General features: G+C 67.2%; 20 protein-coding genes. 7 read left to right on the forward strand and 13 right to left on the reverse strand.

What is annotated here, in order from left to right; all coding sequences use genetic code 11:
- Positions 1-243: 243 nt before the first annotated feature.
- Positions 244-1,485, reverse strand: coding sequence for a hypothetical protein (locus tag ACFWAY_RS35340; RefSeq protein WP_378513798.1), 1,242 nt, complete (start codon positions 1,483-1,485; stop codon positions 244-246).
- 156 nt (positions 1,486-1,641) lie between these two features.
- On the opposite strand from ACFWAY_RS35340, the gene ACFWAY_RS35345 reads away from it, so the two are divergent.
- Positions 1,642-2,286 (forward strand): dihydrofolate reductase family protein, encoded by a 645-nt coding sequence (locus ACFWAY_RS35345; RefSeq protein ID WP_378513799.1) that lies wholly within the window; start codon positions 1,642-1,644, stop codon positions 2,284-2,286.
- A gap of 27 nt (positions 2,287-2,313) precedes the next feature.
- Here the strand turns inward: ACFWAY_RS35345 and ACFWAY_RS35350 are convergent, their stop codons facing one another.
- Together ACFWAY_RS35350 and ACFWAY_RS35355 are read right to left on the reverse strand one after the other, a co-directional pair.
- A complete protein-coding gene (locus tag ACFWAY_RS35350) occupies positions 2,314-3,150 on the reverse strand; it encodes a class I SAM-dependent methyltransferase (protein WP_378455986.1) in 837 nt (278 codons plus the stop codon).
- 103 nt (positions 3,151-3,253) lie between these two features.
- Positions 3,254-5,956, reverse strand: a complete 2,703-nt coding sequence (locus tag ACFWAY_RS35355) for an AAA family ATPase (protein WP_378513800.1) — start codon at positions 5,954-5,956, stop codon at positions 3,254-3,256.
- Positions 5,957-6,078: 122 nt separating this feature from the next.
- On the opposite strand from ACFWAY_RS35355, the gene ACFWAY_RS35360 reads away from it, so the two are divergent.
- Entirely contained in the window at positions 6,079-8,013 is a 1,935-nt protein-coding gene (locus ACFWAY_RS35360; protein ID WP_378513801.1) for a 2-oxoacid:acceptor oxidoreductase subunit alpha, read from the forward strand.
- A 5-nt stretch (positions 8,014-8,018) separates the two neighbouring features.
- Positions 8,019-9,086, forward strand: a complete 1,068-nt coding sequence (locus tag ACFWAY_RS35365) for a 2-oxoacid:ferredoxin oxidoreductase subunit beta (protein ID WP_378513826.1) — start codon at positions 8,019-8,021, stop codon at positions 9,084-9,086.
- Here ACFWAY_RS35365 and ACFWAY_RS35370 read toward each other — a convergent pair.
- The 7 genes from ACFWAY_RS35370 to ACFWAY_RS35400 all read right to left on the reverse strand — a co-directional run bounded on the left by ACFWAY_RS35370 (position 9,062) and on the right by ACFWAY_RS35400 (position 17,295).
- Positions 9,062-10,414 carry an MFS transporter gene (locus tag ACFWAY_RS35370; protein ID WP_378513802.1) on the reverse strand — a complete coding sequence of 451 codons (1,353 nt, stop codon included), beginning with the start codon at positions 10,412-10,414 and terminating at the stop codon, positions 9,062-9,064. The two genes, ACFWAY_RS35365 and ACFWAY_RS35370, sit on opposite strands and share 25 nt — an antisense overlap.
- Positions 10,415-10,560: 146 nt before the next feature.
- Positions 10,561-11,355 carry a 1,6-dihydroxycyclohexa-2,4-diene-1-carboxylate dehydrogenase gene (locus ACFWAY_RS35375; protein ID WP_378455982.1) on the reverse strand — a complete coding sequence of 265 codons (795 nt, stop codon included), beginning with the start codon at positions 11,353-11,355 and terminating at the stop codon, positions 10,561-10,563.
- A complete protein-coding gene (benC, locus tag ACFWAY_RS35380) occupies positions 11,352-12,890 on the reverse strand; it encodes a benzoate 1,2-dioxygenase electron transfer component BenC (RefSeq protein ID WP_378513803.1) in 1,539 nt (512 codons plus the stop codon). Before benC ends, ACFWAY_RS35375 begins: the two co-directional genes overlap by 4 nt.
- A gap of 36 nt (positions 12,891-12,926) precedes the next feature.
- The gene (gene benB / locus ACFWAY_RS35385; RefSeq protein ID WP_095868035.1) at positions 12,927-13,436 is read right to left on the reverse strand and encodes a benzoate 1,2-dioxygenase small subunit; all 510 of its coding nucleotides are present in this window, start codon (positions 13,434-13,436) and stop codon (positions 12,927-12,929) included.
- Positions 13,437-13,450: 14 nt separating this feature from the next.
- Complete coding sequence (gene benA, locus ACFWAY_RS35390) at positions 13,451-14,827, reverse strand: benzoate 1,2-dioxygenase large subunit (protein ID WP_378455980.1); 1,377 nt, start codon at positions 14,825-14,827, stop codon at positions 13,451-13,453.
- A gap of 266 nt (positions 14,828-15,093) precedes the next feature.
- The gene (locus ACFWAY_RS35395) at positions 15,094-16,710 is read right to left on the reverse strand and encodes a 4-hydroxyphenylacetate 3-hydroxylase family protein (RefSeq protein WP_378455979.1); all 1,617 of its coding nucleotides are present in this window, start codon (positions 16,708-16,710) and stop codon (positions 15,094-15,096) included.
- A 24-nt stretch (positions 16,711-16,734) separates the two neighbouring features.
- The gene (locus ACFWAY_RS35400) at positions 16,735-17,295 is read right to left on the reverse strand and encodes a flavin reductase family protein (protein ID WP_378455978.1); all 561 of its coding nucleotides are present in this window, start codon (positions 17,293-17,295) and stop codon (positions 16,735-16,737) included.
- 165 nt (positions 17,296-17,460) lie between these two features.
- Here ACFWAY_RS35400 and ACFWAY_RS35405 point away from each other — a divergent pair, with 165 nt between their 5' ends.
- Positions 17,461-18,399, forward strand: a complete 939-nt coding sequence (locus tag ACFWAY_RS35405; RefSeq protein WP_378513804.1) for an AraC family transcriptional regulator — start codon at positions 17,461-17,463, stop codon at positions 18,397-18,399.
- Positions 18,400-18,409: 10 nt separating this feature from the next.
- Here ACFWAY_RS35405 and ACFWAY_RS35410 read toward each other — a convergent pair whose 3' ends face one another.
- Both ACFWAY_RS35410 and ACFWAY_RS35415 read right to left on the reverse strand, forming a co-directional pair.
- Positions 18,410-19,894, reverse strand: coding sequence for a multicopper oxidase family protein (locus ACFWAY_RS35410; protein ID WP_378513805.1), 1,485 nt, complete (start codon positions 19,892-19,894; stop codon positions 18,410-18,412).
- 52 nt (positions 19,895-19,946) lie between these two features.
- The gene (locus ACFWAY_RS35415; RefSeq protein WP_378455975.1) at positions 19,947-20,894 is read right to left on the reverse strand and encodes an acyl-CoA thioesterase; all 948 of its coding nucleotides are present in this window, start codon (positions 20,892-20,894) and stop codon (positions 19,947-19,949) included.
- 232 nt (positions 20,895-21,126) lie between these two features.
- Between ACFWAY_RS35415 and ACFWAY_RS35420 the strand changes: the two genes are divergently transcribed.
- Positions 21,127-21,666, forward strand: coding sequence for an intradiol ring-cleavage dioxygenase (locus ACFWAY_RS35420; protein ID WP_378513806.1), 540 nt, complete (start codon positions 21,127-21,129; stop codon positions 21,664-21,666).
- Positions 21,667-21,680: 14 nt separating this feature from the next.
- On the opposite strand, the gene ACFWAY_RS35425 is transcribed toward ACFWAY_RS35420, so the two are convergent.
- Positions 21,681-22,451, reverse strand: a complete 771-nt coding sequence (locus tag ACFWAY_RS35425; RefSeq protein WP_378513807.1) for an IclR family transcriptional regulator C-terminal domain-containing protein — start codon at positions 22,449-22,451, stop codon at positions 21,681-21,683.
- Between the two features lie 208 nt (positions 22,452-22,659).
- On the opposite strand from ACFWAY_RS35425, the gene catA reads away from it, so the two are divergent.
- Together catA and ACFWAY_RS35435 are read left to right on the forward strand one after the other, a co-directional pair.
- The gene (gene catA / locus ACFWAY_RS35430; protein WP_378513808.1) at positions 22,660-23,502 is read left to right on the forward strand and encodes a catechol 1,2-dioxygenase; all 843 of its coding nucleotides are present in this window, start codon (positions 22,660-22,662) and stop codon (positions 23,500-23,502) included.
- 29 nt (positions 23,503-23,531) lie between these two features.
- The gene (locus tag ACFWAY_RS35435; protein ID WP_378513809.1) at positions 23,532-24,653 is read left to right on the forward strand and encodes a muconate/chloromuconate family cycloisomerase; all 1,122 of its coding nucleotides are present in this window, start codon (positions 23,532-23,534) and stop codon (positions 24,651-24,653) included.
- Positions 24,654-24,667: the final 14 nt, after the last annotated feature.

The raw sequence follows: 24,667 nt of genomic DNA on the forward strand, positions 1-24,667 counted from the left end.
CCTCATTTCACCGGCAACTCGCCGACCACTGCGTCCAACAACACAACCCACCCTGAACAGCAGAAATGACGCCCACACAAACCTCAGGAGCGCCATATACGTTCGACTCTAGCAACGAAGTCCCGACCGGGCAATACCCGAATCGCAGGCTGAGTTACGTGGGCACGATCGGGGCGGAGGGTCAAGCGCTGACCGCTCATCTGCGGGCCAGGGACACAGGTGGCGCAGGGCGTGAGCTGACTGTCAGCCCACGCGGATACCCTGGGCGGCGAGGAACTCGCGGGCTCGACCCAGTTGGCGGTCGGTGGAGAAGACGTTCCACTGTTCGGCGAGGCTCTCCTGGTGGACGAGGTCGCGGAACCGGCCGAACGCGCCCTTGCCCTCGATCGCCCGCTCCAGTCGCTCCCTCAGCGCCGAATCATTCTGCCGCTCAGCGAAGGCCGCCATGTCCCGCCAGCCATCCCGCGAGCCGGTGCAGTCGAACCGGAGCCAACGGTCGGGCTCCTCCTCCACGTCGACGGCGGCGTCCTGCCCGACCATCATCGGGTCAGTGCTGCTGGCGTCGTACACGTCCCCGGTGTGCAGGTCGACGTAGCCACCGGCCGACATGCTTGGATCGCCCTCCAGTTCGCTACCGAGCATCGCGAGGTCGACCGGCGCCACCCGCCCTGCGAGCGGCTCGCGGCGCAGGGACGCGAGCAGGTCCTCGGCCAGCACCTCGTCACCCGTGCCGGCGCGCCACGTCAGCCGGTTGACGACCGACAGTGTCACCGGCTCGGCCTGATCCCGTCGCTGTTCCAGTGCCATCGGTAGACCGGCCCCCACCTGTTGCAGCGCGTCGTCGACGTCACGGCCGCGCACCGCGGCGAGGAAGCGGTCCGCATCTTTTGCCACGATGGCTGCGCGCAGATCGGACAGGTCGAGCGGGGGCATCTGCTCACGTCCGGGCCACGCGTGCAGCAGCATCGGATGCGGCTGGGGTGGTCTGCGCGGAGCCCGACTGTCCCCGTCGTCGTCGGCCCACCGGCGCCCGTACTGGTCCGGAATGCTGCCCCATCCCCAGTACGGCAGTGGACTCGGTGGAGTGATGCCCAGCACTTGTACGGGGTCGACCTTGTCGGCGCCCACCACACAGCGGTGGATCCAGTCATCACCCAGGTCGAAAGTGAACTGGAACTCCGCTCCGGGCGCCAGCAGCCGAGCGACCTTGGCCGACTCGATGTCCACCGGCTCCGCAATGGGCCCACCGATCGACCCCGCCATCTCGGCCCCCGTCTCCGTGTCGGTGACCACTCGTCCATCGGCAAGGGTGAACATCGACAGGTGAGACCTGTCCCACCGGGCGAAGGCGTCGTTGACCGCATTCGCGAGGTCCATGAAGGTGTGCGACGGCCCGACCGCGAACACGCGGCCGGGCCACGGCCACAGTTCCTCGCCGCGCCCGCCGAGCAGCTCCACGGTCACCGACAACCACGTTCGTGCCATCCCCCGAGGATGGCATGCGGGCCGCTGCGCCGTCAGGTTACAGCCGCAGAGTGCCGGCCAACGGAATACGATTTTCAACGTTCCGCGATGAGTCCGGCCGTCTCTTCCGGTCTGTCTATGTGTATCCCGTTCATCCGATCATTGGAGGAATCGCCCATGCCCCGCACCCGGATCCACAATATGAATATCTCCCTCGACGGCTATGCCGCCGGCGAGCACGTGACGTTCGACGCCCCGATCGGCGGTGCCGAACGGCTATTCGATTGGTTCGACGGACGCGTCATTCACGGGGTCGACCGGGTAGACGCCCCAGTCACCCTGGACCGCGCCGTGACGAGCCTGTGGAGCCAGGGCATCGGCGCGGAGATCATGGGCCGTCGCAAGTTCGGCCCCCAAACCGGCGATTGGCCCGACGACGGGTGGCGGGGCTGGTGGGGCGACGAACCGCCATTTCACACACCGGTGTTCGTCATGAGCCACTATCCACACCCCAGCATCGACTTTCCGAACGGAACCAGCTTCCACTTCGTGGACGCGCCACCCCATGAGGTGCTGCGCATGGCCCGGGAAGCTGCCAACGGTCGGGACATCCGTATAGGCGGAGGACCCTCGACCGTGCGGCAGTTTCTGCAAGCCGACTTGATCGACTTCATGCACCTGGTGATCGTGCCCATCACCCTCGGGCGCGGCGTATCCCTCTGGGAGGGCTTGAACGGCATCGAAGACCGCTTCACAGTCGAGACCGTCACCTCCCCGAGCGGGCTTACCCACCAGTTCTGGAACAAGCACGGCCACGACTGAACCCGGTGGCTGTTGCAGTCGAACCCGTTACCACTTCCGGGCGGTGAGCAGGAGGTACTCCCAGTTCATCACGGTGCCGCCGGTGCCGTAGTCGAAACGGCGTGCGAGATCGGCGAGTTCGTGATCCAGCGCGGCGACCCGGGCGGGGTCGTCGGCGATGTTCCGGTACACCGCGATGGTCGGACCGTAGCGGGTCTTGAAGTAGTCGCGGAAGTCCTCCGGCGACCGGAACTGGTCGATGCGCACCGTGTGCCGGGTGGCCACGATGTCGGTGACCCGGTGGCCGAACAACGCCCGGACGTGTTCCTCGCGACCCCACAGCGGCGGGGGCTGCGCGCCCGGAGGGGGCGGGGGTGCGTACGGTTTCATCGTTGCGAACATCTGGCCGATGAAGCCCTCGGGGGTCCAGCTGAGCAGGCCGATCGTCCCTCCCGGCCGGCAGACGCGGACGAGTTCGTCGGCGCTCGCCTGATGGTGCGGGGCGAACATGACGCCGACACACGACATGACGGTGTCGAATTCGTTGTCGGCGAACGGCATTGCCTCGGCATCGGCCTCGCGCCACTCCACCTCGACTCCGAGTTCGGCGGCCCGGCGGCGTCCGGCGTCGAACAGTTCGGGGGTGAGGTCACCGGCGACGACGCTCGCGCCGGACAGCGCCGCGGGAATGGCGGCGTTGCCGGAGCCTGCCGCGACGTCGAGAACACGGTCACCGGGCCTGACCCGGCTCGCCCGGACCAGGGCGGGGCCGAGGCCGGCGATGATGTCGGTGGCCAGGGCGGGGTAGTCGCCGAGGGCCCACATGGCGCGGTGTTTGTTCTTCAGGTCGCGGTCGGCTTGCACTGCGTCGATCGTGTCATCCATCTCGGTACTCCGGTGGCTCGGCTGCATCGGTCGAGATCCAGCCTGGCCGGACTGTGGTGCCCCGAACAGGCACCCTCGGGGTAGGTTCCCGTCACCTCGGATGTCAGTCCTGGTCGCGGAACTGCGCCGCGAGTTCGCTGCGCGAGCGGATACCGAGTTTCGCGTAGACCCGGGTCAGGTGGTACTGGACGGTCTTGACGGACAGGAACAGCTCGCCCGCCGCCTCCTTGTTGCTGGCTCCACCCGCGACGAGTTCGGTCACGGCCCGTTCCTGCGGAGTCAGTTCCTCGAGCGTGAACCGGCTGCGTTTGAGGTTGAGGCCGCCGGCCTTGAGTTCACGGTCGCACCGCTGCACGTAGGAGGTGGCTCCGAGCGCGAAATACCCCTCCCGGGCCGCCTGCATGACGGCGTCCGCTTCGCGCCGCTTGCCTGCCCGGCGCAGGGTCTGGCCGTATGCGAAGTTCACGCGGGCACGATCGTAGGGGAGGGGAAGGGTGTCGAGGTGCGTCAAAGCCGTCTCGAACACGTCCCGGGCGGCATCGATGTCGCCACGCGCGCCGGCGACGCGACCGCGGGCGTATCCGAGACGTGCCATCGCCGACCGGTGCCCGCGCTCCGCGGCGCGTTCCTCGTGCGGGGTGAGGAAGGCGTCCGCGTCGTCGACGCGTCCGGCCATCACGAGAGCGTTCGCGTAGACGTCGGGCCACTGCCAGAAGCCGGGCTCGTCGATGCCCTCGCGGGGCTCGAGACGGGTGAGAGGCTCGAGCGCCCTGATCACGGCGGCGTAGTCGGCCTGCACTTCGGCGCATTGGGCGCGTGCCAGGGCGGACGGAATGAACATCATCGGGTAGTCGTGCGAACTCGCTGCCGCGAGGCGGAGGTGCTCCTGCGCGGCGGGCCAGTTTCCGCGCAGCGCGTGTGTCTGCGCGCCGGTCCAGTGTACGAGGGGCCGGACGAGGTCGAGCGCGGCGTCCTCGAGTTGGTGTCCGGCACGGTCGACCGTGGCGATGGCGCCGCTCCAGTCGCCGAGGGCGAATTGCGTTCGCGCCAGCCAGGCCTGCGCCCACAGCGAGATGCGGGTCGAGCCCATCCGGAACGCGGTGGGGACGGCGCTCTCGAGTTCCTGGCGCGCCGATTCGGGATCGTCCAGCGCCAGGTCGAGCCAACCCCTGGCCATGTCGAAGCGCTGGGACTGGGCACCGAGGGCGATCTTCGCGGACAGCGTGTCGTAGGCGGCCCGTGCCTCCACGATCTGACCCGTGGCAGCGAGTCCGAGTCCCATGATCGCCGCGGATTCGACGGCCGACGGATCGCCCGGATCGACGAGAGCCACGGCCCGGCTGGCCCATTCGACGAGGTCCGGTCCGTGCCAGCGGACGAGTGAGTCCAGGACGCGGCGCTGGCAGATCAGCGCGGCGGTGGCCGGATCGGTATCCGGGTCGCATGCGGTCCACGACTGGGTGAGCAGCAGATCGGCCTCCGCGGGTCGTCCCCGGAGGATTGCGAGGTAGCCGAGTACGGCGTCGCGTAACGGACTTTCGGGGAAGCTCTCGATCTCCGGTGCGAAAGCCAGTGCCTGGGGAAGGTTGCTGGCACCGACGAGAGCGTCGACGGCCCGGATGAGGCGTTGTTCGCGTTCGCCGCGGTCCGCGGTCAGGCGACTCGACTTGATCAATGCGTCCGCGACGGCCGACCACGCCCCGACGGTCGCCCTCTGCGCAGAGTAGGTGTCCAGTTCGTCCGCGAGCGCGGGGTCTGCGAACGGCGCCGCAGCGGCGCGATGGTCAAGCCGCCTGCCCTCGTCGTCGACGATCCGTGCGGCATGATCGTGCAGGTCACGCAGTCGGATGGGCCCGAGGCCGCGGTAGACGGCGGCCCGGGTCAGCGGTGACGGGAAGGTCAGCACGGTCACGCCGCGATGCTCGCCGACGGTGAGGAGGCCGGCCCGATGGATTTCGTCGAGCGCCTCCACCGGGTTCTCGATGGCGGCGAGCGCGGCGGCGTCGGCGAATCGGGGATCCCCGGCGAGTACCGCCGCCGATTCGACGAGCGCCCGGGCAGGCGCTGAGCACGCGGACAGTTGTGACTGCACTTTCGCCGCGCACGTGCGGGGCACCGGGAGGACCGGCTGCCACTGGCCCCACGCGCTCGGATCGACCTCCTGCAGAAGTTGCGTGAGGTGCCGCGGATTCCCGGCAGTGTGCTGAACGAGCTGGTGCGCCACCGGGGCCGGAAGATCGACATGCGCAAGGGTATTCGCAAGTTCGCGGGTATCGGATGCATCGAGCGGGCGGACGTGGATCCGATGCCGGCGATGTCGGTCGAGGAGATCGAGCACGTCCGCGGGAACACCGTCGGGAGGTTCCGAGTTCGTGACGAGGACGATCATTGCCGGTCGGTCGAGCAGATGCACGGCGGAGCTCAGCGCCTGCAGTGAGGGAAGGTCTGCCCAGTGCGCATCGTCGAGCACGACGACGAACGGCGCGTCACCGGCAGGCGGATCCACCGCCGCGACGAGTTCGCGAGCGACGTCCAGGGGGTCCTCCGACGTCACCGCCGCACCCAGGAGCTGTTCGGCGACCCCGAAGGGATGGCCCGAAGCCCACGGGTCGCAGACCGCGGAGAACGCGGGCAGGTCGGGATGCGCCGCGAGGAAGTTTTCCACCACAGTCGTCTTGCCGATGCCCGGCACGCCTTCGACGACCACGACGACGGGCGCGTTCTCGGCCGCCTCACACAGGATCGACTCTAGTTCGGCGAGTTCGCGGGAACGCCCGACGAGCTCGATGTTCCCTGGGTCACTCACACCACTCACCGTATCGCGACGCCTGATTTCGGCGTGTTCCTGGCGAAAACTGGGAACGCTTGTACCGTGAGGTTAGAAGCTGCTGGTCAGAACGACTGCGAGTCGAAGGATTCGGTGCATTCATGACGACGGAGGTTAACTCCACGAAGCTGGAGCGGGTGGCGATCCGCTTTGCCGGAGACTCCGGCGACGGCATGCAGTTGACCGGCGACCGGTTCACGTCGGAGGCGGCGGCGTTCGGCAACGACCTCGCCACCCAGCCCAACTTCCCCGCCGAGATCCGGGCGCCTCAGGGCACGCTCCCCGGTGTGTCGTCGTTCCAGATCCAGATCGCGGACTACGACATTCTCACGGCCGGCGACCGCCCGGACGTCCTGGTCGCCATGAACCCGGCGGCGCTGAAGGCGAACCTGGCCGATCTGCCGCGCGGCGGCATGATCATCGTGAACACGGACGAGTTCACCAAGCGGAATCTCGCGAAGGTCGGATACGCCACCAGCCCCCTCGACGACGACTCACTCGAGGACTACGTGGTGCACCCGGTGGCGATGTCGACGTTGACGGTCGGCGCGGTCGAACCCGCCGGACTGAGCAGGAAGGACGGCGAGCGGGCGAAGAACATGTTCGCGCTCGGGCTGCTGTCGTGGATGTACAACCGCCCGACCCACAGCATCGAGCGGTTCCTGCAGACCAAGTTCGCAGCGAAGCCGCAGATCGCGGAGGGCAATCTGCTCGCGTTCAGGGCCGGGTGGAATTACGGGGAAACGACGGAGAGTTTCGCGACCACCTACGAGGTGTCCGCGGCGACGCTTCCACCCGCCACGTACCGCCAGGTCACCGGGAACACGGCCCTGGCCTACGGGGTGGTGACCGCGGGACGGTTGGCGGCGCGGGACGTCTTCCTCGGCACCTATCCGATCACGCCGGCGTCGGACATCCTGCACGAGCTGAGCAAGCACCGGAATCTCGGCGTCACCACGTTCCAGGCCGAGGACGAGATCGCTGGAATCGGCGCGGCGCTGGGCGCGTCGATCGGGGGTGCGCTCGGTGTGACGAGCACATCCGGACCCGGACTGGCGCTGAAGAGCGAGGCCATCGGGCTGGCGGTGATGACGGAGGTCCCGCTGCTCGTCATCGACGTCCAGCGCGGTGGCCCCTCCACCGGGCTGCCGACGAAGACCGAGCAGTCGGACCTGTTGCAGGCGATGTACGGGCGCAACGGCGAGTCGCCGGTCGCCGTGATCGCGCCGCGCTCACCCGCGGACTGTTTCGATGCCGCGGTCGAGGCCGCCCGGATCGCGTTCACGTACCGCACACCGGTGCTGTTGCTGTCGGACGGCGCCATCGCGAACGGCAGCGAACCGTGGGCCATCCCGGACGTGTCCGAACTCGACCGGATCGACCCCGGCTGCGACACGGCACCCCCGGTGGACGGCGAATTCGCACCGTACGCCCGCGACCGGGAGACGCTCGCCCGTGCCATGGCGATACCGGGCACTCCCGGCCTCGAACACCGCATCGGCGGTCTCGAGAAGGCCGACGGCAGCGGCGACATCTCCTACGATCCCGCCAACCACGACCTCATGGTGCGCCTGCGCCAGGCCAAGATCGACGGAATCGCCGTTCCCGACGTGGTCGTCGACGATCCCTCGGGTGAGGCCGACCTGCTGCTCGTCGGGTGGGGCAGCTCTTACGGGCCCATCGGTGAGGCCTGCCGACGTGCCCGCCGTGAGGGCAAGAAGGTGGCCCACGTGCACGTGCGCAACCTCAACCCGCTGCCCGTCAATCTCGGTGCTGTGCTGCGCAGCTACGGGACCGTCGTCGCACCGGAGATGAATCTGGGCCAGCTCGCGATGATCCTCCGTTCGAGGTTTCTCGTCGACGTGCAATCGGTGACCAAGGTGCAGGGGCTCGCCTTCCTCGGCGACGAACTGCACGAGGTGATCGACTCCGCGCTGGCCGGAACGTTGCGTGAGCACGAGCTTGCGAAGACCTCCGACGCGCTTGCGTCGGCGACGTACCGATCGACCGGACCCCGGCAGGAGGAATCGGCGTGACACGGATGATCAGTCGTGTCGGTGCGGATCTGGGCCTGAGCGCCACCGCGCACGTGCCCAGGACCGACGAACCGCAGAAGGCCAAGGACTTCACGTCGGACCAGGAGGTCCGTTGGTGTCCGGGCTGCGGAGACTACGTCATTCTCGCCACGATCCGAAGTTTCCTGCCGGAGTTGGGACTCCGACGCGAGAACCTGATGTTCGTCTCCGGCATCGGATGCTCGAGCCGGTTCCCGTACTACCTCGACACGTACGGCCTGCACACGATCCACGGTCGCGCGCCCGCCATCGCGACGGGTCTCGCGGTGACGCGCCCCGACCTGTCGGTGTGGGTGGTGACCGGCGACGGCGATGCGCTGTCGATCGGGGGCAACCATCTCATCCACGCTCTGCGGAGGAACGTCAACATGACGATCCTGCTGTTCAACAACAGGATCTACGGGCTGACCAAGGGGCAGTACTCGCCGACCTCGGAGGTCGGCAAGGTCACCAAGTCGACGCCGCTGGGGTCGGTGGACCACCCGTTCAACACGCTGTCCCTCGCGCTGGGAGCCGAGGCTACGTTCGCGGCCCGCGCCATGGACTCGGACCGCAAGGGGTTGACGGAAGTGCTGCGGCAGGCGGCGGCGCACCGCGGCACGTCGTTCGTGGAGATCTACCAGGACTGCCCGATCTTCAACGACGGCTCGTTCGACGTCCTACGCAAGGACGGTTCCGAGCAGCGCCTCATCCCGCTGACCCACGGGGAGCCGATCGTCTTCGGGTCTGCCGGCGAATACTCCGTCGTCCGAGCCGGTTTCGGTCTGAAGGTGGTCGCGACTGCCGATGTCGACCGGGACGAGATCGTCGTGCACGACGCCCACACCGACGACCCCGACTACGCGTACGCGCTGTCGCGGCTCTCCGACCAGGACCTCACCCACACCGTGACCGGCGTGTTCCGCAGCGTCACGCGGGATACGTACGACGACATGGTGCGCCTGCAGAACGAGATCTCTCGGGAGAAGGACCCCGTCGACGACGGCTCGCTGCAGCGCCTGCTGACCGGTCACGACACCTGGACGGTGGAGTAGGCGGCCGCCGCCTCGCCGCGGGTGGCCCGTACACGCGGAACGAAGAAGGTGACGAATGCGCCGAGAACCGCGATGCCCGCGAAGACGTAGAACGCCACCTGGCTGCTGATGCCGGCGCTGATCAGTGCTCCGCCGATCAGGGGGCCGAAGATGCCGCCCAGCCGGCCGAATCCGGCGCACCAGGCCACTCCGGCGCCGCGCGCGGACGTCGAGTAGTAGTTGGAGACGAAGCCGTAGATCAGGACCTGGGTGCCGATGGTGCCGACTCCGGCGACGGCGACGGACGCGAGGAGCACCGGCAGCGGGAAACCGAGCGTCAGGAGAATCAGGGCCAGCGCGGCGAGCCCGAATGTCGTGGCGACGACGCGTTGCGGTCCGATGCCGTCGGCGACCTTGGAGGCGATCAGACCGCCGAGGATCGCGCCGCCGTTGAGGACGAGCAGGAACGACAGCGAACCCTTCGCGTTGAAACCGGCGTCTTCCATGATCTTCGGAAGCCACGTGTTGAGTCCGTAGGTGAGCAGCAGGCCGGAGAAGCTCATCATTCCGAGAAGAGCAGTGCCCCAGGCGTAACGGCGCGTCGCGAGTGCGGCGAAGCCGACCTTCTCGACCGATGCCCGTTCCGCGGCGATCTCGTCGGCGCCGGGCATCGGGATACCGGTGCGTTCGGAGATGCGGCGGGCCTTGTCCTCGTTCCCGCGGGCGACGAGCCACTTCGGCGACTCGGGCAGTTTCACGAGCGCCAGCGGTAGCAGGATCACGATGGGCAGTGCGCCGATCCAGAAGAGGCCACGCCAGCCGATCGTGTCGCGCAGGACAATCGCGAGGAGGGACGCGAGCACCCCGCCGGCGGGGACGCCGCTGTAGACGATGGCGTTGTACAGGTTCCGCTTTCCGGGAGGTGCGAACTCCGCCACCATCGCACCGGCGGTGGCGACGAGGCCGCCGACCCCGATGCCGGTGAAGAATCGCAGCAGGCCGAACATGGTGACGTTGGTGGCCAACGCGGCGAGTCCCATCCCGATGGAGAACCAGGCGATGTTGACGAGCATCATCCGCCGCCGGCCGAGGTAGTCGCCCACTGCGCCCGCGGTGAGTGCGCCCACCATGACACCGATCAGCGCGTACGAGCCCAGTGCACCGGCCTGCTGCGCGGAGATCTCGCCGAGTTGGCCGGGATCGTTCATCAACGTCGGGAGGATGGTGCCGTACACGACCAGGTCGTAGCCGTCGAAGATGATCGCGATCGTGGCGATCGCGACGACCCAGGTGACGGCACTGCGGTGTTTCGGGCTTGCCCAAGTGTCGGGGGTGGTGGAGGGGTTCATGGTGATCTCCGCTCGGTGGGTGTGACGGGAAACCGGGCCGTACTCGTATGTGCGCTGTATCACAATCGAATTCGAATAAAGAAATGCCCCATCGGCGAGACGATGCAATGCGCCCCGCCGATGAGGCGGTCGAGATCTGTCGGCTGCTAGCCGAGGTCGCCGCCGGCGACGGGTAGGACCGTCCCGGTGATGTAGGTGGCCTCGTCGGAGGCCAGGAAGACGATGGCCGCGGCCTGCTCGTCCAGCGTTCCGTACCGCTTCATCAGGGACGAGTCGACGGTCTGGTCGACGATCTGCTGGTACCAGACCTTTTCCTGATCGGTTTCCGCGCCGGGGCCGCGGGGAACACGGCGAGCGGGTGCCTCGGTGCCGCCGGGAGCGGTGGCCACCACGCGGATTCCGTACTGCGCGGCTTCGAGAGCGAGTGAAGCGGTCAGGGCGTTGACCCCGCCCTTCGACGCCGCGTAGGGCACGCGGTTGACACCCCGCGTGGCCACCGAGGACACGTTGACGATGGTGCCCGACTGCTGCGCGATCAGGTGGGGGAGGACGGCGCGGCACGTCCACAGGGTCGGGAACAGTGAGCGCTGCACCTCCGCCTGGATCTGCTCGGCGGTGTAGTGCTCGTACGGCTTGGCCCAGATGGTGCCGCCGACGTTGTTGATCAGCACGTCGAGCCGGCCGTGCTGCTGCCGTGCCTCGTCGATCGCGGCCTCGGCGTCCGCGAACTGTTCCAGATCGGCGGTGATGCTGTGCGCGTCGGTTCCGTTTTCGCGCAATCCCTTCGCGACCTCGTGGACGAGTTCGGCGCGGTCGATCAGAATCAGCGACGCACCCTCTGCCGCGAGTCGGGTCGCGACCGTCAGGCCGATGCCCTGCGCTGCGCCGGTGACTGCGACGACCTTGCCGTCGAAGCGGTGCGGAGTGACGAGTCCACTCATGCGACGGCACTCCTCTCGATGGCGCGGCACATGGTGGCCTTCGCGTGCGCGCTGTGGCTGATGATCAGGTCGTGGGCGGCGGCCCGGTCACCCTTCTCGAAGGCGGCGACGATGTCGAGGTGGTCGTGCTGGATGTGCTCGTCCACCCAGTCTGCGGTGCGAAGCACCTTGGTCATGAGTTGCGTGACCTCCAGGCGGTTGTACGCCTCGAGGAGCACGTCGTTGGCGGTGCACCGGAACAGGAATTCGTGGAAGGCGGCGTTGGTGTCGGTGAAGGCGCCGGCGTCCGTGAAGTGATCGTTCTCGATCGATTCGCAAGAGGTCTCGGCGAGGATCCGGTACTCGGACAGCTGTTCCTTCGTCATCCGGCCGATGGTCAGTTCCATCGCACCGAGTTCGAGCGCCATGCGGGCGTCGAACTGTGCGCCCGATTCGGACAGCGGCTGGTGTTCCTCGCCGATCTCGTACTCGGGGGCCGCCTCGACCGCGTCCGCCGCCGCCGGTGCGGACGCCTCGGACCCACTCGGCGTCGCCGCGTTGTTGAACTTCTCGAAGTAGAAGTTCGCCGGCGTGACGCCCTCCGACTTCAGATGGTCGCGCACCGCCTCGACCATGGGCGGCGGACCGCACAGGTACACGTCCACATCGCCGTCGTTCAGGTGTGCGGGCTCGAACAGGCCGGTCACGTACCCCTTGTTCGGCGCACTGCTCGCCGGGTCCGACACGCAGTAGTCGAACGTGAACTGGGGCAGGGACTTCGTGTATTCCTCGAGCTTGTCCAGCTCTACCAGGTCCGCGTCGGACGAGACTCCGTAGACCAGGTGCACGGGGTGGTCGGCGGCGTCGGTGCGCATCTTGTCGAGGATCGAAAGCAGTGGGGCCAGTCCGGTGCCGCCTGCCAGCAGCAGGGCGCGACGCTTCTGCTCGCGGAGGAAGAAGCTTCCCATCGGGCCGGTGAGCTCGAGCGTGTCGCCGACCTGTGCGCGGCTACGCAGGTACTCCGACATCAGGCCGCCGTCGGTGATCTTGACCAGGAACGACAGTTCCTTCGACGTGGGTCCGGTGCTGAACGAGTACGAGCGTGTCGCCTCGGTCCCGGGAACGGTGATGTTCACGTACTGGCCGGGGAGGAAGACGAGGTCGTCCCGGTTCGCGATCTCGATCGTGAACCCGATGGTGGTGTCGGAGAACTTGCGGATCTCCGTGACCGTCGAGGAGAAGGTGCCTGCGGCGGTCTTGGCGACGTCGGACGTCGTCGGGATCTGCAGTACCAGATCGCTTTCCGGCATCATCTGGCACGGAAGGCAGTAACCCTGCTCCGCCTCTTCATCGGTGAGCGCTTCCTCGATGTAGTCGCCGCCGTCGTACGTGCCGGATTCGCAGAGCGACTTGCAGGTGCCGCACGCCCCGTCTCGACAGTCGAGGGGAATGTTGATGCGCGCGCGGTAGGACGCGTCGGCGACCGTCTCGTCGCCGTCACACTTGATGAAGCGGGTGATCCCGTCCTCGAAACTCAGTGCAACTTGGAAAGTCATGGAAAACAGCTCGATTCGCGAAGAATGGGGAAGAAATCAGATGTGGTAGATGTCGACCACGTGGTGGATGTAGTCGTTCTTGAGCACGACCTTCTTCTTCAGGATCAGAGGCTGCTCACCGGAGAAGTCGATGGTGTAGAACGAATTCCCGAAGTACGTGTCGACCGTGTTGTACCGGAAGTAGAGCGTGAACCAGTTGAACCGGACGTCCACCACGTCGCCGCGACGGTCGGTGACCTCGACGTTCGAGATGTTGTGACCGGTGCGCGGCTCCGGAAGGCTCGTCGCGCTGGACCGGTCGGTCTTGATGCGGAACACCCGGTCCTCGATGCCGCCACGGTTGGCGTAGTAGATCAGGGAGATCTCGGTCATCGGGTCGGTGGTCAGTTCACCGTCGTCGGCCCACGCCGGCATCCAGAACTCGGAGTCGGGGTGATAGCACTCGATCCACTTCTCGAACTCGCGGTCGTCGAGGTAGCGGGCCTCACGGTAGAGGAACTGCTCGATGTCGTGCTGGGTGACAGTGCTTTCGGCTACTGCGGTCATGTTCGTCGTCTCCCTCAGCGGTTGTTCGCGGCAACGTCGGCGTCGAGCGCCTTGGTGAGTGCTTGCACCCAGTAGCCGTGCTGGATCGGGTAGAGGCCCTCGTCCTCGGTCTTCACACCGCTGGAGATGGGGTTGATGCCGATCTTCTTCGCGTCCTCGTCGGGGCCCTGGAGTTGGTGGGTGACACCGCGGCTGAGGTCGTTGAACGGTGCGGCACCGGCCTGGTACGTCTTCTGGCAGGAGCGGAACTCCTCGAGATCGTCCGGGGTGGCCATGCCGGTGGCGTTGAAGAAGTCCTCGTACTGGCGGATGCGCGCGGCGCGTGCCGTCCGGCTCTCACCCTTGGGGGCGATGCAGTAGATGGTGACCTCGGTCTTGTCGACGGAGATCGGACGGAAATGCCGGATCTGCGAACCGAACTGGTCCATCAGATACACGTTCGGGTACAGGCACAGGTTGCGGGACACACCGATCATCCAGTCGGCACGGTCCTCGCCGTACTCGGCGACGAGTTCCTCGCGACGCTCGTTGAGCGGGCGGTTGGCGGGGTCGGCCCACTTGGTCCACAGCAGCAGGTGACCGTTGTCGAACGAGTAGTACCCGCCCTGCTGCTTCGACCACTTGCCGGCGTCCATCGCCTTCGTGGCGTTGGTGGACTCGCCCGACTCCCGACGCGACGTGGTCGCGGCGTAGTTCCAGTGGGTGGCGGACACGTGGTAACCGTCGGCGCCGTTCTCGGTCTGCAGCTTCCAGTTGCCGTCGTAGGTGTAGGTGGACGCACCGCGCAGGACCTCGAGGCCGTCGGGCGACTGGTCGACGATCATGTCGATGATCTTCGTGGTGTCACCGAGGTGTTCCTCGAGCGGCGGCACGTCGGCGTTGAGGCTGCCGAACAGGAATCCGCGGTAGTTCTCGAACCGCGCGACCTTGGTGAGGTCGTGGGAGCCGTCCTTGTTGAACTGTTCCGGGTAGCCGGCCTCGCGCGGGTCCTTGACCTTGAGGAGCTTGCCGGAGTTGTTGAACGTCCAGCCGTGGAACGGGCAGGTGAACGTGGTCCGGTTGTCCGTCTTGCGCCGGCAGAGCATGGCGCCGCGGTGGCTGCACGCGTTCACCAGGGCGTTGAGCTCGCCCTCCTTGTTGCGGGAGATCACGATCGGCTGGCGGCCCATGTACGTGGTGAAGTAGTCGCCGACGTTCGGGATCTGGCTCTCGTGGGCCAGGTAGATCCAGTTGCCCTCGAAGATGTGCTTCATCTCGAGTTCGAACAGGTCCTCGTCGGTGAATACGCTACGTCGCACCTGGTAGCGACCGGTTTCCGCGTCCTCGATGAGTGCGTCGGCCAACTTGGCGCGCACGTCGTCGGACGGCGCTGTGTACAGGGTTTCAGTCATGGGATCCTCCAAGATCTCCGGGGGGCTTGCGCCCTGCGAGGGCGCCCGGGTCCGGCAATGGATTCCACTCTTGCAGCCTGTGCGCTGCATCACACTAGGTATTTACCGAGTACTGACTAGGACGTGTCCGGCATGCGCACACGAGCCGGGATCGGACGGCAGGACCCTGGACACGCAGACGCACCCCTTCTCCGCGTCCGCACCCGAATTCGGAAGCTATTTCGGGTGCGGTTGCGGAGAAAGGGTGCGTCTGTGGGGTCGAGCGGTTACTTGTTGCCGAAGTACGAGACGTCGTCGTTGCCGATCAGGTCGGGCACGGTCCAGCCGTCGAGGTCGTACTCGGACAGGCACTGCTCGGCCAAGCCCTTCATGGACGCGACGTCGCCGCGGTTCTCGGCGGCGAACAGCAGTTCGGCCTTGACGTTCTCGTGGTTGCCGGAGTAGTTGCGCTCGTAGAGTTCGTGGCGGCCACCGAACTCGCTGCCGATCGAATCCCACAGGGCCTTCATGATCTTGACGCGTTCGACGGCGGTCATGCCGTCGGAGCCGCGGACGTACTTGTCGAGGTACGGCCGGACGTCGGGGCTCTTGAAGTCGCGAGCGCTCGAGGGCAGGTAGATCAGGCCGGATGCGACGTCCTGTTCGATGATCTCCTTGATGCGCGGGTAGCCCTGGATCATGAACATCCGGTACGTGAGGCCGTATTCGAGCTTGGGGATGACGGTGTCGCCGATCCACGGCTCGGGGTTTCGTGCCATCGATTCGGTGAGTGACCAGAACAGGTTTCGCCAGCCGATGACCTCGCCGACGCGGGTCTGCACTCCGCGGAAGCCGCCGGCGCCGGTGGCGTCGAGGGCCTTCATCAGCATGCCGGCGATGAAGTCGAGTTTCACGGCCAGACGCGTGCAGCCCTGGAACGTGAAGCGGGGCAGGAACCCGGACTGCGGGAAGAAGCCGTTGATCTTGTCGACGTCGCCGTACATGAAGACGTTCTCCCACGGCACCAGCACCTTGTCGAAGATGAAGATGGTGTCGTTCTCGTCCATCCGGCTCGACAGCGGGTAGTCGAACGGGGTGCCCATCACGGCCGCGTTCTGGGTGAACGAGGACCGGCAGATCAGCTTCACGCCCGGTGCGTCCATCGGGACGGTGCAGATGAGGGCGAATTCCTTCTTCTTGATCGGCAGGCCGTAGTGGGCGATGAAGTTGTAGTTGGTGATGGCCGAGCCGGTGGCCACGACCTTCGCGCCGGAGACGATCAGGCCGGCGTCGGTCTCCTTCTCGACCTTCATGAACACGTCGCCGACCTCGTCCGGCGGGAGCTGGCGGTCGACGGGCGGGTTGATGATCGCGTGGTTCCAGTAGAGAACCTTCTCCTGCGATTCCTTGTACCAGCGTTCGGCGTTGTCCTGGAACGGGGAGTACAGCTCTTTGTTGGCGTGCAGGGTGCCGAGGAACGAGGCCTTGTAGTCGGGGGAGCGGCCCATCCAGCCGTAGGTCATGCGTGCCCAGGTGGCGATGGCGTCGCGTTCCTTCAGCAGGTCGTCCGAGGACGTCGGGGCCTTGAAGAACGGCATCGTCACGCCGCCGTTGCCGGTGTCGGTGGGGGTGGTGACCTTGTCGACGTGCTCACCGGTGTGCATCGAGTCGTAGAGACGCGCGGTCATCCGGATCGGGTTACGGAACGCCGGATGCGTGGTGACGTCTTCGACGCGCTCGCCGTGCAGCCAGATCTCGCGGTCGTCGCGCAGCGACTCGATGTACTCGTCACCGGTCATCGGGCGGGTGGCGAAGTTCGCGGTGCGGTTGGCTTCACAGTCGGCGGCGGGGTTGACCTTCGTCGGGTCGAGCGTGGTCTCGGGAGCGCTTTCGGTGGTGGTCATGGAATGTCCTTTCGGATTCGGCGGTCAGTTGACGGGCTGAAGATGGAACGGGGTGAAGGAGGTGGTGGAGTCGAACCAGCCGCTGTTCGGATCGTCCATCGATCCGTTCCACGCGGCCGACGCGGACGGTGAGCCGAGGTCGTGGAACGTGCTCCGGTAGAACAGCAGCGGATCCTTGCCGCTCGAGTCGGCAGCCACGATCTCACCGATGAAGATGATGTGGTCGCCGCCGTCGTACTCGGCCCACGGCCGGCACGACAATGTGGCGGCGGCGCCGCAGATGACGGGCGCGGTCGGTCCGTCGGCCCACACGGGTTCGGGGTTCTGCGGGCGCCCGGCGAAATGCATCGCGGTGTCCACCTGGTCTGCGGCGAGGATGTTGACGGCGAACGGCGCCTTGCTCAAGTAGTTGCAGGCCTTCGACTTTCGGGTCAGGGTGATCTGGCACAGTCTCGGCTCGATCGAGACGGCGGTGAAGGCGGTGACCGTCGCTCCGTGCGGCAGGCCCTCGGAGTTGGCGCATGTGATGACCGTGACTCCGCTGGCAAACTGCCCGAAGATGTTCCGGAGTTCGCGCTGCTCCATGGTCGGAGCCTCCCTTCCTGTCCGGCGCGCTGATGAGGTACGGACGAAAGTACGACCGTGAGCACCGTGCGTCGATCCGCTGAGCGCGGAGGTGATCCGCTTTGCGCAGTGACTTGGATCACCGTGGAAATTGCAATCGAAGGTGTCCGTGGTCACACTGGTGCCATGCAGCCCACGTCCAAGCTGGTTCGCGCCGAAGATTGGGACGAAGCGTCGCACGTGGTGTCGGACGTGTACTTCCCGCATCGGCTGACGCCGCTGAACAGGTCGAACGCGCGCAACACCGTCGCGGAGGCGGTGGAACTCGGACCTGTGAAGATCACGCATATCGGCTGGGGCGCGGACGTGTCGATCCAGTCGGACCACCCCGGCGCGTATGCGATCAACGTGCCGCTGTCGGGTCATCTGGAATCGGTGACCGGCAAGCACGAGGTGTCGTCCGTGCCCGGGGCAGGAACGATCTGCCCGCCCGACACCACGACGCTCATCACCGCCTGGAGCAAGGACTGCTCCATCATCGGCGTGCGCGTCGACCGCGACTACCTGCACCGCGAGATGGCACGGATCCTGGCGCGGCCGGGACTGCGACTGCCCCCGCAGCTGGACCTGACCAGCGAGAACGGTGCCAGCTGGCTGGCTCTGGTGCGGTCGCTGCTCGACCAGATGCTGCGGTCGGACGGAATCTACACGAACCCTCTCGTCGCCGAGCAACTGTCGGGGGCGGTCACCACGGCGCTGGTCCTGGCGGCGATTCCGGACGACGAGACGGCCGGTGCCGGTACTCGGCCGCGGATCGTCAAGCGCGTCATCGACGAGATCCACGCCGACCCCGCGCGGGCGTGGACGGCGGCCGAGATGGCCGAGATCGCGGGTGTCGGGGTCCGCCGCCTGCAGGAGGGATTCCAGGAGTACGTCGGGGTGAGCCCTCGCGACTACCTGCTGGACGTTCGGCTCGAACGCGTCCACGACGACCTGCTGCGCGCGGACGGTTCGTCGACGGTCGCCGAGGTCGCGATGCGCTGGGGCTTCACCCACACCGGCCGGTTCGCTGCGGCGTACCGGCGGAAGTACGGCGAGGCGCCCTCCGAAGCGCTCCGGGGCTGACGGTCCGGCGTCAGCTCACGTACGAGAAGATCGTCGCCATGCCGGCGGCGAGGTGATAGTCGTTGTGGCAGTGCGTGATCCACTGACCGGGGTTCGTCGTGTCGATGTCGGCGGCGACGGTCTGCCCGGGGAGCACGATCACGGTGTCCTTCCGCGGTCCGGAGCCGTCCGGGCGGGCCACGGCGAACGTGTGCCCGTGCAGGTGCATGGGGTGGAACATCATCGTGGGGTTCGTGTAGACCAGCCGCACTCGCTGGTCCCGGTGGACGGTCAGCGGGGTGTGGTCGGGATAGGCCTGGCCGTTCACCGTCCACACGTACTGCTTCATGTCGCCGCCGAGCTTCGCCTCCAGGGTGACACCCGGGTCGACCACGGGGAGCCGGACGGCGTCGGTGGCCCGCAGGTCGGCCACGGTGAGCGGGGGAGGGCCCAGCTCACGGGGCGCCACGGCGGGGTCGGGGGCTGCGCCGCCGCCGGTGCGCACCATCGCGAATCCCTGCGCGCCCTTCCCCTCGGCGACCGCGACCAGCGGGAACACCCCGTCCTGCAGGGTGACGACGGCGTCGTACCGCTCGCCCATGCCGATCAGCACCGAGTCGGTGTCGACCGGTTCGACGGGGAAACCGTCCGTGTCCGTGACGGTCAGCCGGTGGCCACCCAGCGCGACCCGGAACGCGGTGTCGTCGCCGGCGTTGATCAGCCGGATGCGGGCGCGTTGCCCCGGCCGTGCCGTGAAGACGGTCGGATCGCCGGGTGCTTTCCCGTTCAGCAGGTACACCGGGTACCGGACGTCGCCGGAGTCACCGCCGAGCACGGGCGACGTCATCTCGGGCATGGACGTCATTCGCCCGCCGCGGAGTTCGTCGAAGACCTGCGACGGCGTGCGGTCGGTCAACCAGTCGGAGAGGACGACGACGAATTCGGCGTCGTAGTTCGCGGGTGCCCCGGGATCGTCGATGATCAGGGCCCCGTACAGCCCGCGGCCGCGCTGGAGGTCGCCGTGCGTGTGGTACCAGTACGTGCCCGGGTCGGGCGGGATGAAGTCGTAGACGAACTCTGTGCCCGCCGGTATCGGAGCCTGCGTGACATCCGGGACCCCGTCCATGTCGTTGCGGATGGCCAGCCCGTGCCAGTGCACCGTGGTGGAATCCGGGAGCTGGTTGCGAAACCGCACCTGAACCCTGTCCCCGACGTTCGCCCGCAGGATCGGGCCCGGCAGTTGCGTGTTGTACAACCACGCGGCGGTGCGCGTACCTGCGATGTCGACGTCGGACTGCGTCGCGGAGAGCTCGTAGGCCACCGGCCTGCCGGCGGGGAACCGGTGTTCCTCGGCCTCGGCGTATGCGCGCACCTCCGGAGAGTCGGGCCCGATCGCGCCCTCCGTGTCGTCGCTGCGGGCGCAGGCCCCGGTGAGCCCGAGGAGGGCGGCTCCCGCTCCCCACTGCAGCACACGCCGCCGGGACAACTGCACGTCGAGTGGACGGTTCCCAGGCATCCCCCCGCTCCTTCCGCGGGTAGACCGTTTCCCGTGACGCTACTCGGGCGGGCTACGCCAGGGCGCCGATTCGTGCCCGGTCGCGGAGGGCGATGAGTTCGCGGGCGTGCGCCTCCAGCTTGCGATCCTCGTCGGACTGCGGAACCCACTGCCGCACTGCCGTTGCGGCGCCGTCCTCGTCGACGGCGGCGACGACGGTGAGGCAGTGCGTGGTGAGGTTCATTTCGCGAGTGCGCGGGTCGCCGGACCGCACGTGCACCGAGATGTGCATGGTCTGCGCGCCGGTGTGCAGCAGGCGGGCGTCGACCTCGACGACGTGACCGATCTGGATCGGGCGGTAGAACCGGACCCCGCCGGCGTAGACGGACACGCACGGCGTGCCGTTCCACGACGTGCCGCACAGGTAGGCGGCCTCGTCGATCCAGCGCATCACCGTTCCACCGTGCGTCTTGCCGCCCCAGTTGACGTCGGTGGGCGCGGCGAGGAAGCGGGTGAGCGATTCCGGTGCGGTGCCCGCGTCGGTGTAACTCTGTTTGCTCATCGCTTCTTCGATGTCGGCGCGCAGACCGATGCGCATGACCGCCTCCTCGGACTCGGCGCGGTCGGAAGCGGTGTTCGGCTTCCACGGCGGCACGCTCGTGGGCTTACCGGAATCGTCGACGGCGACGAAGATGATGAGGCAGTTGCTGGCTTCGGTGAACTGCCCGGTGCGCGGGTCCGCCGACGACACGGTGCACTGGATGTGCATGCTCGAGCGCCCGGTGTGGACGAGTCGCGCTTCGACCTCGACGAGGTGTCCCGACTCGATGGAGCGAGTGAACTTGATGTTTCCCACGTATGCGGTGACGCAGTAGCTCCCGCTCCAGCCGACCGCACAGGCGTAGGCGGCCTTGTCGATCCATTCGAGGATCCGGCCCCCCTGGACGGCCCCTCCGAGCGTCGCCACCTCGGTGGGTGCGGCCAGGAAGCGGAGGGTGATGCTGCGGGGAGGCGTGGTCATCGATGTGATCCTCGGGAATTCGACGTGGCCGGCACGAGGGCGCGAACCGGGGACGGCGAAACGTCGTTGTCCGCCGGTGGCGGGGAAATTATCCCACAGATGCACCGGACCGACCCGTCCGCGATGTGAACGGACCCAGGTTGACGAATGCCTGTGACCACGCGCACACTCGACAACGACCGCACAGCGTTCTCCATGTACGCACAGCGTACGAGAGTGATCGGATCAGGTGATGACCTCGACGTCGACGACGACCGCACCTCACGTGGACCGAGCAGGCCTCGACCACGTCGATCGGGAGTTCTACCTCCCCGCGCAGCGAGTACTGCCGTGGAAGGCGAACCTCGCGGCACTCCCCGGTGAACCGGGAACCCCGCTGCGCATCGCGGGGGTCGTGCGGTCACGCGACGGCGAACCACTGTCGGGGGCGGAGCTCGAGATTTGGCACGCGGACGCCGACGGCTGCTACTCCGGGTACTCTGTCGAGATTCTGCGCAACAACCTGCGCGGCATCGTCGTCACGTGCGCCGGGGGCCGCTTCGACATCTCGACCGTGCAGCCCGCGCCTTGCGAATTCTCCAGCGCCCGAGGCGAAGCCGATGTCGGTCACGTCAACGTCGTCGTGCATGCGCGTGGCTTCCGGCCGCTCGAGACGCGCCTGGTGCCGACACCGGGCGCATCGCGTGAGGTAGTCGCGTCCGCCGTCGAGTCGCTCGTCGGCCTCGGTGCCGGCGGAGAGGTCTCCTGCGACTTCGTGCTCGACCCGATCTGACCGACGTGACGCCGTCAGCCGGCGTAACCCATGTCCGAGCTCAGGGCGGCCGCGGCGGCGAGAACGCACGGAACGGCCTGCTCCCGGAACTGCGCGGGAGTGTTGCGCGCGGACGACGTGGAGCACGCGACCACGCCGACCACTGTGCCGCCGGCGTCGCGGACGGGGGCGGCCAGCGAGATCAAACCCTTCTCGAGCTCCTCGGATGTCAGTGCGAATCCCTGTTCGCGGACCTTGGCGAGTTCCCGCTCGAGTTCGGCTGGCGTGCTGATGGTTTCGGGCCCGAGTTTCTGGAACGTGGACTCGGCGACCACCCGCTCGACGACGTCGGCGGGGGCCCAGGCCAGGAGTGCACGGCCCATGGACGTGGCGTACGCGGGGACGCGGGTGCCGACGGAGACGTTGATGCTCATGATCCGGCGGACGGGGACGCGCGCCGCGTAGACCACGTCGGCGCCGTCGAGCACGCCGAGCGACGCGGATTCCTGGGTCTTCTCGGCCACCTCGAGCAGTCGGGGCATCGCGGCCTCGATCAGTGCGTGCGACTCCGAGTAGTGCTGTCCGATGCTGAGCACGCGAGGGGTGAGCGACCACCGGCCTCCCGACCCGGCGACGTACCCCAGCTTCTGCAGGGTGAGCAGGATCCGGCGGACCGCGGGGCGCGACAGTCCCGCTTCCGTGGCGAGTTCTGCCAGCGTCGGGTTCGGACGCTGCGCGTCGAACGCGAGGAGCACTGCGAAGCCGCGCTCGATGCTCTGGATGTAATCGCGATCGCTCTCGGTCATTGCGGCCTCCACCAGCGATTCGTGTGCATATTCGGACTCGGGGTTGACATTTCAATGTGACTGCGCGCACAGTAGTGGTGTACGCACAGCGTTATGTTAGTACGCAGAGCGTACAGAGTGCAAGACCCTCGGCGCGTGAACACCCACCGCGTCGTCCAAAACTCGATATCAGCCCAATCCGCTCCCCTCCCAGCCCAAGGAGAAACAGATGACCACCACCGAGAGCCCCACCGCCGCCGGATCCGGCTCCGCCGCCACCGACAAGTTCAAGGCCGAGCGCGTCACCGCCGACACCTCGCCGGAGCGGCTGGCGGCCATCGCCAAGGATGCACTCGGCGCACTCAACGACGTGATCCTCAAGCACGGCGTCACCTACCCCGAGTACCGCGTGTTCAAGCAGTGGCTCATCGACGTCGGCGAGGGCGGCGAGTGGCCGCTGTTCCTCGACGTGTTCATCGAGCATTCCGTCGAAGAGGTCCTCGCCCGCAGCCGTAAGGGCACCAAGGGCAGCATCGAGGGCCCGTACTACATCGAGAACTCGCCCGAGCTGCCGTCGAAGTGCACCCTGCCGATGCGTCCCGAGGACGAGAAGATCACCCCGCTCGTCTTCTCGGGCCAGGTCGCCGATCTCGACGGCAACGGCCTCGCGGGCGCGAAGGTCGAACTGTGGCACGCCGACAACGTCGGCTACTACTCGCAGTTCGCCCCGCATCTGCCCGAGTGGAACCTGCGCGGCACCATCATCGCCGACGAGGACGGCCGCTACGAGATCACCACGATCCAGCCGGCGCCCTACAAGATCCCGACCGACGGCCCGACCGGGCAGTTCATCGAGGCGCAGAACGGTCACCCGTGGCGTCCCGCGCACCTGCACCTCATCGTGTCGGCGCCGGGCAAGGAATCGGTGACCACGCAGCTGTACTTCAAGGGCGGCGAGTGGATCGACAGCGACGTCGCGTCGGCGACCAAGCCGGAACTGATCCTCGACCCGAAGACCGGTGACGACGGCAAGAACTACGTCACCTACAACTTCGTGCTCGACCCCGCGTGACCCGTTCCACCCGTAGAGAAAGTGATCCGATGACCGACCTGTCGATCGTCTCCGTCGAAACGACGATCCTCGATGTGCCGTTGGTGCGTCCCCACAAGTTCGCCACCACGTCGATGACGGCGCAGCCGCTGCTGCTCGTCGCCGTCACGACCGCGGGCGGCGTGACCGGCTACGGCGAGGGCGTCGTCCCCGGCGGCCCGTGGTGGGGCGGCGAATCGGTGGAGACGATGCAGGCGATCGTCGAGCGGTACATCGTCCCGGTGCTGCTGGGACGGGGTGTCGACGAGATCACCGGCATCATGTCGGACATCGAACGAGTCGTCGCCAATGCACGTTTCGCGAAGGCCGCCGTCGACGTCGCGTTGCACGACGCCTGGGCCCGCAGCCTGGGTGTGCCCGTGCACACGCTGCTCGGCGGCGCCTTCCGGAAGAGCGTCGACGTCACGTGGGCCCTCGGCGCCGCACCCGCAGAGGAGATCATCGAGGAGGCGCTCGGGCTCGTCGAGTCGAAGCGGCACTTCAGTTTCAAGCTGAAGATGGGTGCGCTCGATCCCGCCGTCGACACTGCGCGGGTGGTCCAGATCGCGCAGGCACTGCAGGGCAAGGCCGGCGTCCGCATCGACGTCAACGCCCGCTGGGACAGGCTCACCGCGCTGAAGTACGTGCCCCGCCTCGTCGAAGGCGGCGTCGAACTGATCGAGCAGCCCACACCCGGTGAGCAGCTCGAGGTCCTCGCCGAGCTCAACCGGCTGGTCCCGGTTCCGGTGATGGCGGACGAGAGCGTGCAGACTCCGCACGACGCCCTCGAGGTCGCACGGCGCGGCGCCGCCGACGTCATCGCCCTCAAGACCACCAAGTGCGGCGGACTGAAGAAGAGCCGCGAGGTGGTCGCGATCGCCAAGGCAGCCGGAATTGCCTGCCACGGAGCCACGTCCATCGAAGGCCCGATCGGAACCGCGGCGTCCATCCACTTCGCCTGCGCCGAGCCCGGCATCGATTTCGGCACCGAACTGTTCGGACCGCTGCTGTTCAGCGAGGAATTGCTGCAGGAACCGATCCGCTACGCCGACGGTCAGGTGTTCCTGCCCGAGGGTCCCGGACTCGGCGTCGAGCTCAACATGGACGCAGTCAAGACCTGGACCAGGAACTAAGGAGCACACCACCC

It is taken from the genome of Rhodococcus sp. NPDC059968 (assembly GCF_042738615.1).
In the GTDB taxonomy this organism is placed as follows: domain Bacteria; phylum Actinomycetota; class Actinomycetes; order Mycobacteriales; family Mycobacteriaceae; genus Rhodococcus_F.

Bases quoted from the DNA above. Each gene is read 5' to 3' on its own strand.
- benC (WP_378513803.1), bottom strand. From the start codon at position 12,890: ATGACTTTCCAAGTTGCACTGAGTTTCGAGGACGGGATCACCCGCTTC.
- ACFWAY_RS35435 (WP_378513809.1), top strand. From the start codon at position 23,532: ATGACCGACCTGTCGATCGTCTCCGTCGAAACGACGATCCTCGATGTG.
- catA (WP_378513808.1), top strand. From the start codon at position 22,660: ATGACCACCACCGAGAGCCCCACCGCCGCCGGATCCGGCTCCGCCGCC.
- ACFWAY_RS35365 (WP_378513826.1), top strand. From the start codon at position 8,019: ATGATCAGTCGTGTCGGTGCGGATCTGGGCCTGAGCGCCACCGCGCAC.
- benB (WP_095868035.1), bottom strand. From the start codon at position 13,436: ATGACCGCAGTAGCCGAAAGCACTGTCACCCAGCACGACATCGAGCAG.
- ACFWAY_RS35350 (WP_378455986.1), bottom strand. From the start codon at position 3,150: ATGGATGACACGATCGACGCAGTGCAAGCCGACCGCGACCTGAAGAAC.
- ACFWAY_RS35370 (WP_378513802.1), bottom strand. From the start codon at position 10,414: ATGAACCCCTCCACCACCCCCGACACTTGGGCAAGCCCGAAACACCGC.
- ACFWAY_RS35420 (WP_378513806.1), top strand. From the start codon at position 21,127: ATGACCTCGACGTCGACGACGACCGCACCTCACGTGGACCGAGCAGGC.
- ACFWAY_RS35340 (WP_378513798.1), bottom strand. From the start codon at position 1,485: ATGGCACGAACGTGGTTGTCGGTGACCGTGGAGCTGCTCGGCGGGCGC.
- ACFWAY_RS35345 (WP_378513799.1), top strand. From the start codon at position 1,642: ATGCCCCGCACCCGGATCCACAATATGAATATCTCCCTCGACGGCTAT.
- ACFWAY_RS35425 (WP_378513807.1), bottom strand. From the start codon at position 22,451: ATGACCGAGAGCGATCGCGATTACATCCAGAGCATCGAGCGCGGCTTC.
- ACFWAY_RS35395 (WP_378455979.1), bottom strand. From the start codon at position 16,710: ATGACCACCACCGAAAGCGCTCCCGAGACCACGCTCGACCCGACGAAG.
- ACFWAY_RS35410 (WP_378513805.1), bottom strand. From the start codon at position 19,894: ATGCCTGGGAACCGTCCACTCGACGTGCAGTTGTCCCGGCGGCGTGTG.
- benA (WP_378455980.1), bottom strand. From the start codon at position 14,827: ATGACTGAAACCCTGTACACAGCGCCGTCCGACGACGTGCGCGCCAAG.
- ACFWAY_RS35400 (WP_378455978.1), bottom strand. From the start codon at position 17,295: ATGGAGCAGCGCGAACTCCGGAACATCTTCGGGCAGTTTGCCAGCGGA.
- ACFWAY_RS35360 (WP_378513801.1), top strand. From the start codon at position 6,079: ATGACGACGGAGGTTAACTCCACGAAGCTGGAGCGGGTGGCGATCCGC.
- ACFWAY_RS35415 (WP_378455975.1), bottom strand. From the start codon at position 20,894: ATGACCACGCCTCCCCGCAGCATCACCCTCCGCTTCCTGGCCGCACCC.
- ACFWAY_RS35405 (WP_378513804.1), top strand. From the start codon at position 17,461: ATGCAGCCCACGTCCAAGCTGGTTCGCGCCGAAGATTGGGACGAAGCG.
- ACFWAY_RS35375 (WP_378455982.1), bottom strand. From the start codon at position 11,355: ATGAGTGGACTCGTCACTCCGCACCGCTTCGACGGCAAGGTCGTCGCA.